Source organism: Telluria sp. LT1R51-2, assembly GCF_059685775.1.
The window spans coordinates 465,952-479,640 of sequence record NZ_JCASIM010000002.1 but is presented as its reverse complement, the minus strand read 5'-3'; the positions used below and the strand labels follow the sequence as shown (position 1 = coordinate 479,640).

Here is a 13,689-nt window from a genome sequence, read left to right as displayed (position 1 = left end):
CGGGCTCAGGACTCCGGCTTGGCTTTCGCCCGCGGGTGCGCCGCGTCATACACTTTTGATAAGTGCTGAAAGTCCAGTGCCGTATAGATTTGCGTGGACGTGATGCTGGCGTGGCCCAGCAATTCCTGCACCGCGCGCAGGTCGCCCGACGATTGCAGCAGGTGCGACGCGAACGAATGGCGCAGCACGTGCGGGTGCACGTGCACCGGCGTACCGGCGCGCAGCGCGTGCTGCTTCAGGCGAGTTTGCACGACGCGCGGCGTGATGCGGGTGTCGCGCGCCGACAAAAACAGCGCGGCGCCCCCGTCGCGCGCGGCAGGGCGCACCGCGAGCCAGCGCGCCAGCGCCTCGCGCGCCGGCCCGCCCACCGGCACCCGGCGCATCTTGTTGCCTTTGCCGGTCACCACCACTTCGCCTGCTTGCAGGTCGAGCCAGCCTAGCGAGCCCGGCTGGCCACCGCGCGCATCCTGCCAGGCCACGTCCAGACCTGCCAGTTCCGACACGCGCAGTCCGCTCGAATAGAGCAGTTCGAACATCGCGTGATTGCACAGCTCGAACGGCTCGAGGTGGCCGCGCTGGTTTGCTTCCATCAATTGCACGGCATCATCGACGGCGAGCGCTTTCGGCAGGCTTTGCGCGCGCTTCGGGGCGCGCACGCCGTCGACAGGATTGGCGGCAAGGGTCATCTGGTGCGACAGCCATTCATAGAAGCCGCGCCACCCGGACAGCTTGCGCGCAATGGAGCGCGCGGACTGGCCGCCCGCATGCAGCTTGCCGGCAAAGCGGCGGATGTCGGCGTGCACCAGCCGGGCCCAGTCGGTGTCGCCGGCCAGCTCGGCGAGCTCGGCCAGATCACGCCGGTAGGCGGCGATCGTGTGCGGCGACAACTGGCGCTGAGTCGCCAGTTCGCCGAGGTAGCGCGCGGCCCAATCGGATGACGGATCGCGCGCGTCCATGCCGGTCAAGCGCGCAGCGGCGCCAGCGCGGTGGTGGCAGTGGCGGCGATGTGGACCAGGAAATCGGTCGCCATCGCGGTGGTGAAGCGCGCCGGATCGGGCGAACCCAGCACCAGGAGGCCAAAGCTCTGGCCCGGCGGACCAAGCGGCAGCATCACCGTCGAACGGATCGATTCGGCGTCGTCCAGCCAGCGCACCGCTTCGAAATCATTGTTCGGGCCGCAATACGGCGCGCGCAGGCTGTTGGCAAAGATGCGTGCATCGTCCGAGACATTGCTGGCGAACCAGGCGTCGGCATGTGACGGCGCCACATGCCACAGGCGCAGCGTCACTTGCGGCACGGTGAAGTGGGTGCGCAAGCCGTCGGTCAGGTCGCGCGCCATCGCGGCGCCGCCTTTCGAGACCAGCAGGGACTGGGTCCATGCGTGGAAGCGGTTGGCAATGCCGGCGTTTTCTTCGGCGCGGCGCGACAGGTCGGCCAGGCGCAGTTCGAGCGCGCGGTACTTGTCGCGCATCACTTCCATCTGGCGTTCCTGGAGCGACACAGTGCGGCCGGTCAGCGGACTAGACAGTTTCACTTCACCCAGCAGGCCGGCTTGCTCCTGGAAGAACTCCGGGTGATCGGTCAGGTATTGCGCAACGGTGCTGGCGTCCAGTGGTGCAGTGCTCATGGGGAAATAGGGTGTTGGGATGGATCGGGTCATTTTAACCGACGCTGGGCGTTGCACCGGAGAACAAAAAAGACGCCCGCAGGCGTCTTTGCGTGAACGCGGGCGCGGTCAGAACCGGTGACGAACACCCAGCTGCAAGGCGCGGCCATCTGCGCCCGGCGCTTCGGTAAAGCCGCCCGGATTGCCCGAGGTACCTGGCGAATACTGGGCTTCGTTCTCGTTCTTGATGAACGCCAGCGCCGTGTACAGGTCGGTACGCTTGGACAGGTAGTAGTTGTAGCCCAGCGCGTACAGATTGGCATCGCTGTTGGACGCGGTGCGGTCATTCTGGTGCGCGTACGATGCGACGACGCGGCCATTGCCGATCTTGTAGTGGAGGCCGACCTGATAGCTGTTGGCGTCCTGCTGGGTATTGGCTGAAATCGCGCTGGCGAAGATACCGCGCAGTTGCTGCTGCGCGCCCGCAGGAATGCCTTGCGCGGTCAGCGCCGGGCCCACGGCCGTGTCCCAGCCATTCAGGTAGTCCGGAATCAGCGCCGAATTCTCGTTGCGCTGGCTGTGGAAGCCGGCAAAGAATTTCCAGCTCTCGCCTAGCGCGTAAGAGCCGCCGACGGTCAGCGTACGCAGGCTTGGCCGATTTTGCTGGTCGTAGCCGTGGTTGTAACCGACGCCGACGTCGAAACCGTTGGCTTTGTACGTCACCGCGCCGGCGCGGAACTTGTTGTAGCGGCCGAGGTAACCGGAATTGCGCGCGCCATACATCACCGAACCGCCCAGGCCATTCGGCAACGCGATGCGATACTGGATGGCTTCCTGCGAGCGGATGTCCGCGCCCAGTGCGGTAAAGCCGGCGGTGCCGCCGGTGACATGGCCCCAGGTGCCGGCCGTGCCCGATTCGAAGGCATCGGCCATATTGAACACTTCGTAGCCCGGCGTGTACATGCGGCCCAGCAGCACGGCGCCGACCGGGGTGATCAGGCCGACCATCGAGGTGCGGTCGAACAGCGCTTTTTCCTGGTTGACGGCAGGGCCGCCCGGCGGCTGGATGGCCGCTTGCAGGCGGTCGCGAATGGCGACCGGGATGCGCTCCATGCCGCGCAGCAGGTAGCGGCCAGGATTGTCGTTCATCAGCGTCGGCTGCTGCGAACCGGTGTCGAGTTCCACCCGTGCTTCAAGATTGAAAATCGCCTTATAGCCATTGCCCAGGTCTTCGGAGCCGCGCAGGCCAAGGCGTGAGCCGTCGGCGCCGCCACTGTAGATCTTGGTCGGGCCACCTTTTTGCCACATCACGCCGGCGTCGGCGATGCCGTAGATCTGGACGTTGGTCTGGGCCAGGGCGGTGCTTGCGAAGGTCGCGCCGAGCAGGGCGGCGATAAGGCATTTTTTCATGGTGTCTCCCTATTATTTTCTTGTCGCGTGGCATGGGCCCGCCACGCAAATATGCCATTGCCTTGCTGCACTGTACAGAACGCTCATCCGGAAAAGGTCTGGTGGTGCGTTGTCGTTGTGAAAAGGCTACAGAGCGTCGCATACGACAAGGGCGGACACCGTTGCCGATGCCCGCCCTGCTGGAAGTCGCGGCGCGCGCCGCAGTCGTTGCCGTGTCAGAACGTGTGATGGATGCCGATGTCGTACTGGTTGATCGTGCCCGGGGCGGTCGGGACGCCCTTTTTGCGCGATACGTCGAAATACAGGTAAGTGCGTTTGGACAGGCTGTATTCGTAGCCCAGCGACAGTTGCTTGACCTTTTCCAGGCCATCGGTGTCCTTCTGACCATAGCCAGCGAGGAATTTACCGGGACCGACCGTGTAATTCGCGCCCACGACCCACGAACTGGTATCGGTATTGAACAGGCGCGTATTGTCCTCGTCGAGCCGGGTGAACGTGCCCATCAACTTGAACTCGGGCGTTGGATTGACCGAGGCGCCGATCGACCAGACCTTCGATTCGACGGCGTTGCGCTCGTAGGCGGCCATCAGCGCGGCCGGGCCGTTGTTGTAGGTGCCGGAGATGGAGAATGGATTGGTCGAGGCCTCAGTGCCGGCCGCATACTGCGGCGCCGCTGCACTGCCACGGCCGATGATGGCCACGGCGCCATTGTTTTCTTTGGTGGCGATGGCCGTATTGAGCTGGAAACCGTTCACGACCGGCGAGTTGTACCAGACCGCATTCGACCAGCGGTTGGCGGAGGAGCCGACCGGGTCGAGGGGCTGCGAGCTGTAGCCGGCCACGCTCAGGTCGGTGTAGAAGCCGCCCGCGGTCTCGATCGCGTGGAACGGCTCGAAGGCACCGATGGTTTCGTGGAACGGGGTCAGGCCGCGGCCGATGCGCAGCATGCCGAAGTCGCCCTGCAGGCCGACGCGGCTCTGGCCCTGGAACAGCCGGCGCCCATTGCCATCGGGCCCGATCTCGGTACTGCCGGTATCCGGCTCATAGCGTGTTTCAAGTTGGAACAGGGCCTTGAGGCCATTGCCCAGGTCTTCGGTGCCCTTGAAGCCGAGGGTGTTGGCCGAGCGCTTGCCGATGCTGACGTTCTGGCTGCTGCGTTTGACGATGCCGGCATCGAGGTTGCCGTAGACCTGTACTGACGTCTGCGCATGGGCCGCACCGGCGCATGCGCCAAGCAGTGCGACAGCCAGGAGAGAGGTCTTCATCGGGGTAATCCTGTCAATAAAGTAAACACGTACATCTGGAGCGTTGAGACCCTGGCTGAACGCGTGATACGTGCACCTCAATCTTTCAAACGTCAAGACTAGCTAATCCGTCAATTATCGGGTCGCTGCCGCGCTCCTTGCCAATAAATCGAACCGTGCTGTTGTATTTTTGAAACGAGTGCCATAAAACGGCGCAATACGATGCCTGTCGACGGGGCACTACGGCGTTGCCGAGGGCGGCATGACGACTTGACTTGCGATTATCCGCAATAGTTTCATCGGTTTCAGGCTGTTTTGCGACCTCTCAATCGGCGCGGGAATCCAACCGAATCGCCATTTGCCACGGCGTAGACTCTGGCCTCGTTCTCACAGCAGCGCCGCGTGACGCCGAACGCTTGTATATTTGCAACTTCCACGTTGCCGCTGTGTGTCGCAGGCACACTTTCCACGTCTTTTACGTAATCCAACGATGGCTAACCGCGAAGAACTGGCGATCATCCGCAATGCCCGCGCCGGTCAGGCGGCAGCCCAGCTCGCGCTGGGCAAGCTGTACCTGTTCGGCAGCAGCGGCCTGCCGCAAAGTCTTCCCACCGCGCTGCACTGGCTGGAGCGCGCGGCGCGACAAGATTGTCCGCCGGCTTGGCAATTGATCGGCAATCATATTCCGCTTGAATTGGCGCAGCGCGATGCCGCTGGCGTGTCGCAGTGGTACGAACGCGCTTATGACGACGGCAGCGTGCATGCCGGCCTCGTGTTTGCACAACTGGTACTCGATCCGCTGGCGCCGGTGGCGCAGCAGTCACCGAAAGCCGTGCGCGCGCTGGAAGACGCGGCGCGGGCCGGTTTTTCGCACGCCCAGATGTTGCTGACCCAGCAGCACAAGCAGGTCGCCAGGGCGGTGGCGGCGCCAGCCATGGCGGCGCGTGCGCCGGCGATCCAGGGCGTTGTGCAAGGCGGCCGGTCGGCGTCGAGACCCGCGTCCAGGGTCCAGCATACGGGGCTTGACGCCCTGTGGTTCGCGCGGCGCTGGGCCGACTATCTGCGCCTGGGGTTGCCGCAGGCGCGGGCACTGGTGGATGAATCCAGCGAGTGCGCCGAGCCCGGCGAACTGCGCCGGTTCGCGCCGGACGAAATCGCGCTGCTGTCGCGTTGTGCGCGCCTGTTGGATCCGGCGCTCATTGGGCTCAATGGGCTCGATGGCGTCGATGGCGTCGATAGCGTCGATAGTGCAGCGCTAGACCGCGCTGCGCCAGGGCCCTGCGATCCCGGCGAGCTGGCCGTCCTCTGGGAACTGGCCGCCGCCGAACACGACCCTTACGCGCAACTGGCGCTGGGTCTGCGCTCTGCGCGCATGCGGGTGGATGGCCAGCGCTTTGACAGTGGTGATGGGCATGCCGCGCACGTTGCCAATTTCAAGCGCGCGATCCGTTGGCTGATGCTGGCGGGCGAGCAGGGGCTGGCCGAGGCATGGTACGCGCTGTCGCGCATCTATATCAAGCCAGAATTCTCACAACGCAATGTGGCTGATGCCCAGTGCTACCTCGAGCGTGCAGCCGGGATGGGTTATCGCGCTGCCCAAGTCGAATGCGGCCACAACGCCTGGCGCGCGCGCCGCGAGAACGAAAACAACGATGTGCGGGCCGTGTACTGGCTGCAGAAGGCGGCAGAGCAAGGTGCGCCAGACGCGCCCGGCCTGCTGCACAAGATCGCGCCGCGCCTTCACACCACGCCGTACACGGAGACGGGCGCCTTGCTGGCGCTGCACACCGGGGCGCTGGCGGCGCACCCGCTACTGGCGGCGCGCCTCGAACTGGCGCAGGTGTTCAACCTGTCGCGTCCCGAAGCCTTGCTGCTCGATGTGGTCGCCGCCGACCAGGGCCATTGCCTGGTCATCGATATCCGCGCCAGTTACGGGCGCAGCAAACGGCGGCTGGTCATGGTGGCGTCGGGGCCCGAGCGCCAGGCGCTCGACCGCATCGTGCGTTTGTTCGACGCAGTCGATTGCGGCCCGGCCGGGCCCGAAGGCAACTACCGCCAGCGCCTGTATCGGCTGCGCACGCTGCTCAATCTTGTGCAGCCTGACAGCGACAATGGGGCCGGGGCCAAGGTGGAATTGGTGGACTGATGCGCATGCCGCCAGGGTGAGCGGGTTTCCCGCTCACGTGTTCAACATAAACCGATTTTGTGGCGCATCGGGAATCGTTGAACGCGTGGCCGGGAAACCCGCCTCGCCGGCCGCATCCACGCTGCGGCCGGGCGGCATCAGGCTCAGATCTCGACTTCGCCTTCGAACACGGACACGGCCGGGCCGCTCAGATACACCGGCTGGTCCGGGCCGGCCCAGGCGATGCTGAGTTCACCGCCACGGGCCGAGACGCGCACCGGCGAATCGAGCAGGCCGCGCCGGATGCCGGCCACGACCGCAGCGCAGGCGCCGGTGCCGCAGGCCAGCGTCTCGCCGGCACCACGCTCGAACACGCGCAGGCGGATATGGTGCCGGTCGATCACTTGCAGGTAGCCGGCATTGACGCGCTTGGGAAAGCGCACATGGCGCTCGATCAGCGGGCCCGTCTCTTCCACCGGCGCTGCATCGACGTCGTCAACCACCTGCACCGCATGCGGATTGCCCATCGACACAACCGACACGAAGACAGTCTCATCGCCGACCGGCAGCGGCCACAGGGTGTCGTCGCCCTGGGCCATGCCGGCCAGGCCAGTCTCGTCGAACGGCACGTCGGCCGGCACGAGGCGCGGGGCGCCCATGTCCACCGTGACGCTGCCATCGTCTTCCAGGCGCGGGCTGATGATGCCCGACATGGTCTGGACGCGGATGCTGCGCGCCTGGGTCAGCCCCTTGTCGACGACAAAGCGCACGAAGGCGCGCGAGCCGTTGCCGCACTGCTCGACCTCGCCGCCATCGTTATTGAAGATGCGATAGCGAAAGTCCACACCGGCATCTAGCGGGCGTTCCACGACCAGGATCTGGTCGGCGCCGATGCCGAAGCGGCGGTCGGCCAGGCGGCGCCATTGATCGATGCTCAGGTCGACCTGCTGGTTGATTGCATCGACGACGATGAAGTCGTTGCCGGCGCCGTGCATCTTGGTGAATTTCAGTTTCATGGCTTCAATCGTACAGCGAAGGTTCACCCGGCGGCCGGGTTTTAAAACGTTTGTGAGTCCAGAAATATTGTTCCGGCGCCTCGCGCACGCGCTCTTCAATAAAAGCGTTCATGCGGCGGGTCGCTTCGACCATATCGTCGCCCGGGTAGTTTTCCCAGGCCGGATAAAAGCGCACGCGCCAGCCCTGGTAGTTTGGCAGGTAGGTGGCAATCACGGGAATGACCTTGGCGCCGGTCGTGCCGGCAATGCGGCCCAGCGCGGTGAGCGTCGCGGCCGGCACGCCGAAGAACGGCACGAACTCGGCATCCTTTTCACCAAAATCCATGTCGGGCAGCATGAAGTAGGGCAGGCCGTCGCGCAGCGCGCGCAGGATCGGCTTGATACCTTCCTTGCGCGTGACCAGGCGTACCGGGCCGTAGCGTTCGCGGCCATGGCGCAGCAGGCGGTCGAAGTCGGCGTTTTTTTGCGGCACGTACATGCTGCACACGGGAATCACACGGGCGCCGATGCCCGCCACGTCCAGGCACACGAAGTGCGGACACAGCAGGATCGTCGGGCCGTCCTGCATGGCGGCCAGCGGCACCGATGGTTCGATCTGGATCAGGCTGCGCACGCGTTCTTCCGGCGCCCACCACAGGATCGAACGCTCGAAGATGCTGCGGGCGTAGGCGCGGAAATGCTGTTTGGCGATCGTGCGGCGTGCGCGCTCATCGAGCTCGGGCAGGCACAGGCGCAGATTGGTCAGCGCGATCTTGCGGCGCTTGCCCAGAATCACGAACATCAGGCTGCCGACCGCTTCGCCGAAGCGCCCCAGAATGGGCAATGGCAGGAAATGCAGCAACCACATAAATCCCAGCAAGATCTTCATGGTCCGGCCTCGCTGTCCGGACCCGCCACGCCGTCCGGCTGCTTGTAGCGGTTATAGCTCCAGAAATACTGGGCCGGCGCACGGGCGATCAGTTGCTCCATCGCGCGGTTGATGGCGGCTGCCTGCTCGGCACCGGAGCCGGACAGGTCCCCATCGAATTCGACGAAGCGCACGATGTAGCCGGCGCCATGCGGACGGCGCTCGGCATACACCAGCAGAATGTCGGCTTTGCCGAGCTGGGCCAGCTTGGCCGGCAGCGTCATCGTGTAGGCGCTGCGGCCGAAAAACGGCGCCCAGACACCTTCGCCTTCTTGTGGCACCTGGTCTGGCAGCAAGCCGATCGGCTGGCCACCCTTGAGGGTCTTGGCCAGGATGCGCACGCCCGACAGATTGGCCGGCGCCAGGTGCAGGTTGTGGCGCGCACGGGCGCCTTCGACCAGCGGCTTCAACGCGCTCTTGCGCGGTGGGCGATACATGACCGTCAACGCCGTGCGCAGCGCGATTTGCTGCGCCGTCATTTCAAAGCAGCCCAGGTGTGGCGTAAGAAAGACAATCCCGCGACCGGCGTCGAGCCGCGCCTGGACCAGGTCCCAATTCTCCACCGTGGCATGCCTGGCAACGCGCTGCGGGTTGGCGCACCAGACGAACGCGAGCTCGATGGCGGCCTTGCCGGCCTCGGCGACGGCCGCGCGCCAGTGGGCGTCATAGCCGGCCTGGGCCAGGTTGGCGCGCAGGCGCTTGCGGTACGATGGCGACAGGCCATAGACCAGCCAACCCATCGCCGCGCCGAGGGCGTGCAGGAGTGGCAAGGGAAACACCGATAGTGTTCGGAAAAGTACAACTAGCATGTCGTTTGTTGGGGTGCGGACGCCACGCGCGTTTCCACACCAAAATTCCAAGGAAGCGTAAAATACCACTTTATGCAGGATCCGCCGAGTTAACAGACAACTTGCGAAGCGGAATATAAATGTCGCTAAAGCGTCGCAGGCTCAGTTTGCTGCGGCAGAATTATGACCCGTAACAGGAGCCTCCATGTCGAACGACTACCTCTTTACCTCTGAATCCGTTTCCGAAGGCCACCCAGACAAGGTGGCTGACCAGATTTCCGACGCCATTCTCGATGCGATCCTGACCGAGGATCCAACCGCCCGCGTCGCTGCAGAAACGCTGTGCAATACCGGCCTCGTCGTTCTCGCCGGTGAAATCACCACCCACGCCAACGTCGACTATATCAAGGTCGCACGTGACACCATCAAGCGCATCGGTTACGACAACACCGACTTCGGTATTGACTATAAAGGTTGCGCTGTCATGGTCTGCTATGACAAGCAGTCGCCGGACATCGCCCAGGGTGTCGACGAAGGCAAGGGCATCGACCTCGATCAGGGCGCCGGTGACCAGGGCCTGATGTTCGGCTACGCCTGCGATGAAACGCCAGAGCTGATGCCAGCTGCCATTTACTACGCACACCGCCTGGTCGAGCGCCAGTCGCAGCTGCGCAAGGATGGCCGCCTGCCATGGCTGCGTCCGGATGCCAAGTCACAAGTCACGCTGCGCTACGTCGATGGCCGTCCGGTTGCCGTCGACACCGTCGTGCTCTCGACCCAGCATCATCCTGACGTCACGCACGCGCAGATCGAAGAAGCCGTCATCGAAGAAATCATCAAGACCACGCTGCCGCGCGAGTGGCTCAAGGAAACGCGTTTCCTGGTCAACCCGACCGGTCGTTTCGTCATCGGCGGCCCGCAGGGCGATTGCGGCCTGACCGGCCGCAAGATCATCGTCGACACCTACGGCGGCGCAGCCCCGCACGGCGGCGGCGCATTCTCGGGCAAGGATCCTACCAAGGTCGACCGTTCGGCTGCCTACGCCGCCCGCTATGTGGCGAAGAACATCGTCGCTGCCGGCCTGGCGCGTCAGTGCCAGGTGCAGGTCAGCTACGCGATTGGCGTGGCGCGTCCGATCAATATCACCGTGTACACCGAAGGCACCGGCGTGATCCCGGACGACAAGATCGCAGCGCTCGTTAACGCGCACTTCGACCTGCGCCCGAAAGGCATCGTCCAGATGCTCGACCTGCTGCGTCCGATCTACACCAAGACCGCCGCCTACGGCCACTTCGGCCGCGAAGAGCCAGAATTCACGTGGGAACGCACCGACAAGGCAGCCGAACTGCGCGCAGCGGCCGGCATCGCCTGAGTTCCTGACGCGCACACCGCGACCGCACAGCGAACCCCAAAAATTGCCCTGCAGTTTTTGGGGTTTTTTCTTGCCCATTGCACTAGAAGGACGCCATGCAGGTACTGCCCATCTATCAAGTCGATGCCTTCACAGAACGGCTGTTTGGCGGCAATCCGGCCGCCGTCGTCGTGCTGGACGCGTTTCCCGACGACGCGCTGCTGCATGCAATCGCTGCCGAAAACAACCTGGCCGAGACAGCGTTCCTGGTGCCGCATGACGGGCAGTACCGGCTGCGCTGGTTCACGCCGCTGGTCGAGGTGCCGCTGTGTGGCCATGCCACGCTGGCGAGCGCGGCGGTTGTCATGGAACGGCTCGAGCCCGGTCGTACCGAGGTCGTGTTCGACACGGCAAGTGGTCCGTTGCCGGTGCGGCGTTCAGCAACCGGCTACGTGCTGGATTTTCCTGCCCACAAACCAGAACTGGTGGTGGCGCCGCCCGGTCTGGCAGCGGCCCTGGGTTGCCATCCGCACGAATTGCTCGAAGTACTCGACGATGGATTCGCCTATACGGCTGTGCTGGCAGACGCACGCGCCGTGCGCGAACTGGCGCCGGACTTCAATGCCATCGGGCGCCTGCCGCGGCCTGGTCTTGCCGTGACGGCGCAGGGCGATGGCGACTACGATTGCGTCAGCCGCTACTTTGCCCCGGCCAAGGGCGTGCCGGAAGACCCCGTCACGGGCAGCGTCCATTGCGCGCTTGCGCCATACTGGGGCGAACGGCTGGGCAAGACGACACTGCGCGCCTTCCAGGCATCGCGCCGCGGCGGCGAACTGGCGTGCCGGCTGGTCGACGGCCGGGTCGAGCTCGAAGGTGGATGCGTGTTGTATCTCGAAGGCCGCATCACCGTTTGAATTACCCGCTTTCAATTCACAGGAGACCCCATGCTGAAAATTCTCGGAAAAGCTGCCTCGCTCAACGTGCGCAAGGTCTTGTGGACCTGCAGCGAACTGGACATTCCGTTCAAGCGCGAAGACTGGGGCGCAGGCTTTCAGTCGCCCCAGCAGGGAGCCTTCCTTGCGCTTAACCCCAACGCGACGGTGCCGGTCATTGTCGATGGCGACTTCGTGCTGTGGGAATCGAACGCGATTTGCCGCTACCTGTGCGCCAACAGCGCCGAACAGCACCTGCTGCCGCCCACACCGCGCGCCCGCGCGCTGGTCGAGCAATGGATGGACTGGCAAGCCACCGAACTGAACAATGCCTGGCGCTATGCGTTCATGGGACTGGTGCGGGGCAGCCCGGCGCACCGCGATCCGGATCAGATCGCAGCCAGTATCGCTAGCTGGCACCGCCATATCGGCATCCTCGAGCACCAGCTGACCACCACCGGCGCCTATGTGACCGGCGCGCAATTCTCGCTGGCGGACGTCGTGATCGGCCTGTCGGTCAACCGCTGGCTGCTCACGCCGATGGAGCGGCCGGATTATCCGGCCGTGCTCGCTTACATGGAACGCCTGAATGAACGTTCAGGATTCCGGACGTTCGGCGTCAACGGCGAGGCGTGAACGTCGAACCGCTGGGCGTTGCTGTCGGGTCACGCCCTGTCCCGATGCCGGTCCAGGCAAGCATATCCATTGCGGATCAAGCGTGCTAAACTACTTCGTTCCGAGGAGCGTTGCGACTGAAAGACTCCTTTCAGCCAGGCTCGGATATCAGCAACTGCGCTCACGTTACTTTTTTCTAATCATTGAAAGGAGGGCGTGATGAACGCCGTACTCAAAGACACTGCCGACTATCTGGTCGCCGACATTTCCCTGGCCGCCTGGGGCGAGAAAGAAATCCGCATCGCTGAAACCGAGATGCCGGGTCTCATGGCAATCCAGGAAGAATACGCTGCCACGCAACCGCTCAAGGGCGCGCGCATTGCCGGCTCGCTGCACATGACGATCCAGACCGCCGTGCTGATCCGCACGCTGGAAGCACTGGGCGCCACCGTGCGCTGGGCATCGTGCAACATCTACTCGACGCAAGACCATGCTGCCGCGGCCATCGCCTCGGTCGGCACGCCGGTGTTCGCCGTCAAGGGCGAAACCCTGGACGAATACTGGGAATACACCCACCGCATCTTCGAGTGGCCAGGCGACAGCCACGCCAACATGATCCTCGATGATGGCGGCGATGCAACCCTGCTGCTGCACCTGGGCGTGCGCGCTGAAACCGACATCTCGGTGCTCGACAAGCCGGGTTCGGAGGAAGAAATCTGCCTGTTCAACGCGATCAAGGGCCGTCTGGCACGTGATCCGAAGTGGTACTCGAAGCGTCTGCCAGAAATCAAGGGCGTGACCGAAGAAACCACGACCGGCGTGCACCGCCTGTACCAGATGCACCAGGAAGGCAAGCTGGCTTTCCCGGCCATCAACGTCAATGACTCGGTCACCAAGTCGAAGTTCGACAACCTGTATGGTTGCCGCGAATCGCTGGTCGACGGCATCAAGCGCGCGACCGACGTCATGATCGCCGGTAAAGTGGCCGTCATTGCCGGTTACGGTGACGTCGGCAAGGGCTCCGCCCAGGCCATGCGCGCACTGTCGGCGCAGGTGTGGGTCACCGAAATCGATCCTATCTGCGCACTGCAGGCGGCGATGGAAGGCTACCGCGTCGTGACGATGGATTACGCGTGCGAACACGGCGATATCTTCGTGACTTGCACCGGCAACTACCACGTCATCACCGAGCAGCACATGCTCAAGATGAAGGACCAGGCCATCGTCTGCAATATCGGTCACTTCGACAACGAAATCGAAGTTGCCGCACTCAAGAAATATGAGTGGGACAACATCAAGCCGCAGGTCGATCACGTCATCTTCCCTGATGGCAAGCGCATCATCCTGCTGGCCGAAGGCCGCCTGGTGAACCTCGGTTGCGGTACGGGTCATCCGTCGTACGTGATGAGCTCGTCGTTTGCAAACCAGACGATTGCCCAGATCGAACTGTTCATGAACACCGAGCAGTATCCGGTGGGCGTGTACACGCTGCCGAAGAAGCTGGACGAAAAAGTCGCGCGCCTGCAACTGCGTAAACTGAACGCCCAGCTGACCACACTGACCGACGAGCAAGCCAAGTACATCACGGTGAGCCAAGAAGGTCCGTACAAGCCGGAACACTACCGCTATTGATCAGTCCCTGACTGTGTAGTTGCTGTTCCGTTGTTCTGTGAAACGCCTTTCGGGGCGTTTCGT

12 protein-coding genes and 1 riboswitch are annotated in these 13,689 nt (G+C 63.8%); of the genes, 5 read left to right on the top strand and 7 right to left on the bottom strand.

Features of this window, described 5'->3' with window-relative positions:
* Window positions 1-5: 5 nt before the first annotated feature.
* The 4 genes from xerC to AC56LH_RS20290 form a co-directional block, all read right to left on the bottom strand.
* Entirely contained in the window at window positions 6-956 is a 951-nt protein-coding gene (gene xerC, locus AC56LH_RS20305; RefSeq protein ID WP_499649152.1) for a tyrosine recombinase XerC, read from the bottom strand.
* A 5-nt stretch (window positions 957-961) separates the two neighbouring features.
* Window positions 962-1,627 (bottom strand): DUF484 family protein, encoded by a 666-nt coding sequence (locus tag AC56LH_RS20300; protein WP_499649150.1) that lies wholly within the window; start codon window positions 1,625-1,627, stop codon window positions 962-964.
* A 108-nt stretch (window positions 1,628-1,735) separates the two neighbouring features.
* Window positions 1,736-3,016, bottom strand: a complete 1,281-nt coding sequence (locus AC56LH_RS20295; protein ID WP_499649148.1) for a porin — start codon at window positions 3,014-3,016, stop codon at window positions 1,736-1,738.
* Window positions 3,017-3,231: 215 nt separating this feature from the next.
* Window positions 3,232-4,281 carry a porin gene (locus AC56LH_RS20290; protein WP_499649146.1) on the bottom strand — a complete coding sequence of 350 codons (1,050 nt, stop codon included), beginning with the start codon at window positions 4,279-4,281 and terminating at the stop codon, window positions 3,232-3,234.
* A 469-nt stretch (window positions 4,282-4,750) separates the two neighbouring features.
* Between AC56LH_RS20290 and AC56LH_RS20285 the strand changes: the two genes are divergently transcribed.
* On the top strand, window positions 4,751-6,406 hold the full coding sequence (locus tag AC56LH_RS20285; protein WP_499649143.1) for a tetratricopeptide repeat protein: 1,656 nt from the start codon (window positions 4,751-4,753) through the stop codon (window positions 6,404-6,406).
* 143 nt (window positions 6,407-6,549) lie between these two features.
* Here AC56LH_RS20285 and dapF read toward each other — a convergent pair whose 3' ends face one another.
* The 3 genes from dapF to AC56LH_RS20270 are packed head-to-tail and all read right to left on the bottom strand — an operon-like array spanning window position 6,550 to window position 9,117.
* The gene (gene dapF, locus AC56LH_RS20280) at window positions 6,550-7,401 is read right to left on the bottom strand and encodes a diaminopimelate epimerase (RefSeq protein WP_499649140.1); all 852 of its coding nucleotides are present in this window, start codon (window positions 7,399-7,401) and stop codon (window positions 6,550-6,552) included.
* A gap of 4 nt (window positions 7,402-7,405) precedes the next feature.
* Complete coding sequence (locus AC56LH_RS20275) at window positions 7,406-8,269, bottom strand: LpxL/LpxP family acyltransferase (RefSeq protein WP_343025586.1); 864 nt, start codon at window positions 8,267-8,269, stop codon at window positions 7,406-7,408.
* Window positions 8,266-9,117: a lysophospholipid acyltransferase family protein gene (locus AC56LH_RS20270; protein WP_499649138.1), complete on the bottom strand. Its 852-nt coding sequence runs from the start codon at window positions 9,115-9,117 to the stop codon at window positions 8,266-8,268. Before AC56LH_RS20270 ends, AC56LH_RS20275 begins: the two co-directional genes overlap by 4 nt.
* A 184-nt stretch (window positions 9,118-9,301) precedes the next feature.
* Here AC56LH_RS20270 and metK point away from each other — a divergent pair, with 184 nt between their 5' ends.
* The 4 genes from metK (at window position 9,302) to ahcY (ending at window position 13,626) form a co-directional block, all read left to right on the top strand.
* Window positions 9,302-10,468 carry a methionine adenosyltransferase gene (gene metK, locus AC56LH_RS20265; protein WP_482896914.1) on the top strand — a complete coding sequence of 389 codons (1,167 nt, stop codon included), beginning with the start codon at window positions 9,302-9,304 and terminating at the stop codon, window positions 10,466-10,468.
* A gap of 95 nt (window positions 10,469-10,563) precedes the next feature.
* Complete coding sequence (locus AC56LH_RS20260; protein ID WP_499649135.1) at window positions 10,564-11,361, top strand: PhzF family phenazine biosynthesis protein; 798 nt, start codon at window positions 10,564-10,566, stop codon at window positions 11,359-11,361.
* 30 nt (window positions 11,362-11,391) lie between these two features.
* Window positions 11,392-12,015, top strand: coding sequence for a glutathione S-transferase family protein (locus tag AC56LH_RS20255; RefSeq protein ID WP_499649134.1), 624 nt, complete (start codon window positions 11,392-11,394; stop codon window positions 12,013-12,015).
* Between the two features lie 96 nt (window positions 12,016-12,111).
* Window positions 12,112-12,184, top strand: a riboswitch (S-adenosyl-L-homocysteine riboswitch).
* 29 nt (window positions 12,185-12,213) lie between these two features.
* Entirely contained in the window at window positions 12,214-13,626 is a 1,413-nt protein-coding gene (ahcY, locus tag AC56LH_RS20250) for an adenosylhomocysteinase (RefSeq protein ID WP_499649132.1), read from the top strand.
* The last annotated feature ends 63 nt before the right edge of the window (window positions 13,627-13,689 follow it).

What these genes read in the sequence shown, in the direction of transcription:
- xerC (WP_499649152.1), bottom strand. Translation starts at nt 956, where the DNA reads ATGGACGCGCGCGATCCGTCATCCGATTGGGCCGCGCGCTACCTCGGC.
- AC56LH_RS20300 (WP_499649150.1), bottom strand. Translation starts at nt 1,627, where the DNA reads ATGAGCACTGCACCACTGGACGCCAGCACCGTTGCGCAATACCTGACC.
- AC56LH_RS20295 (WP_499649148.1), bottom strand. Translation starts at nt 3,016, where the DNA reads ATGAAAAAATGCCTTATCGCCGCCCTGCTCGGCGCGACCTTCGCAAGC.
- AC56LH_RS20290 (WP_499649146.1), bottom strand. Translation starts at nt 4,281, where the DNA reads ATGAAGACCTCTCTCCTGGCTGTCGCACTGCTTGGCGCATGCGCCGGT.
- AC56LH_RS20285 (WP_499649143.1), top strand. Translation starts at nt 4,751, where the DNA reads ATGGCTAACCGCGAAGAACTGGCGATCATCCGCAATGCCCGCGCCGGT.
- dapF (WP_499649140.1), bottom strand. Translation starts at nt 7,401, where the DNA reads ATGAAACTGAAATTCACCAAGATGCACGGCGCCGGCAACGACTTCATC.
- AC56LH_RS20275 (WP_343025586.1), bottom strand. Translation starts at nt 8,269, where the DNA reads ATGAAGATCTTGCTGGGATTTATGTGGTTGCTGCATTTCCTGCCATTG.
- AC56LH_RS20270 (WP_499649138.1), bottom strand. Translation starts at nt 9,117, where the DNA reads ATGCTAGTTGTACTTTTCCGAACACTATCGGTGTTTCCCTTGCCACTC.
- metK (WP_482896914.1), top strand. Translation starts at nt 9,302, where the DNA reads ATGTCGAACGACTACCTCTTTACCTCTGAATCCGTTTCCGAAGGCCAC.
- AC56LH_RS20260 (WP_499649135.1), top strand. Translation starts at nt 10,564, where the DNA reads ATGCAGGTACTGCCCATCTATCAAGTCGATGCCTTCACAGAACGGCTG.
- AC56LH_RS20255 (WP_499649134.1), top strand. Translation starts at nt 11,392, where the DNA reads ATGCTGAAAATTCTCGGAAAAGCTGCCTCGCTCAACGTGCGCAAGGTC.
- ahcY (WP_499649132.1), top strand. Translation starts at nt 12,214, where the DNA reads ATGAACGCCGTACTCAAAGACACTGCCGACTATCTGGTCGCCGACATT.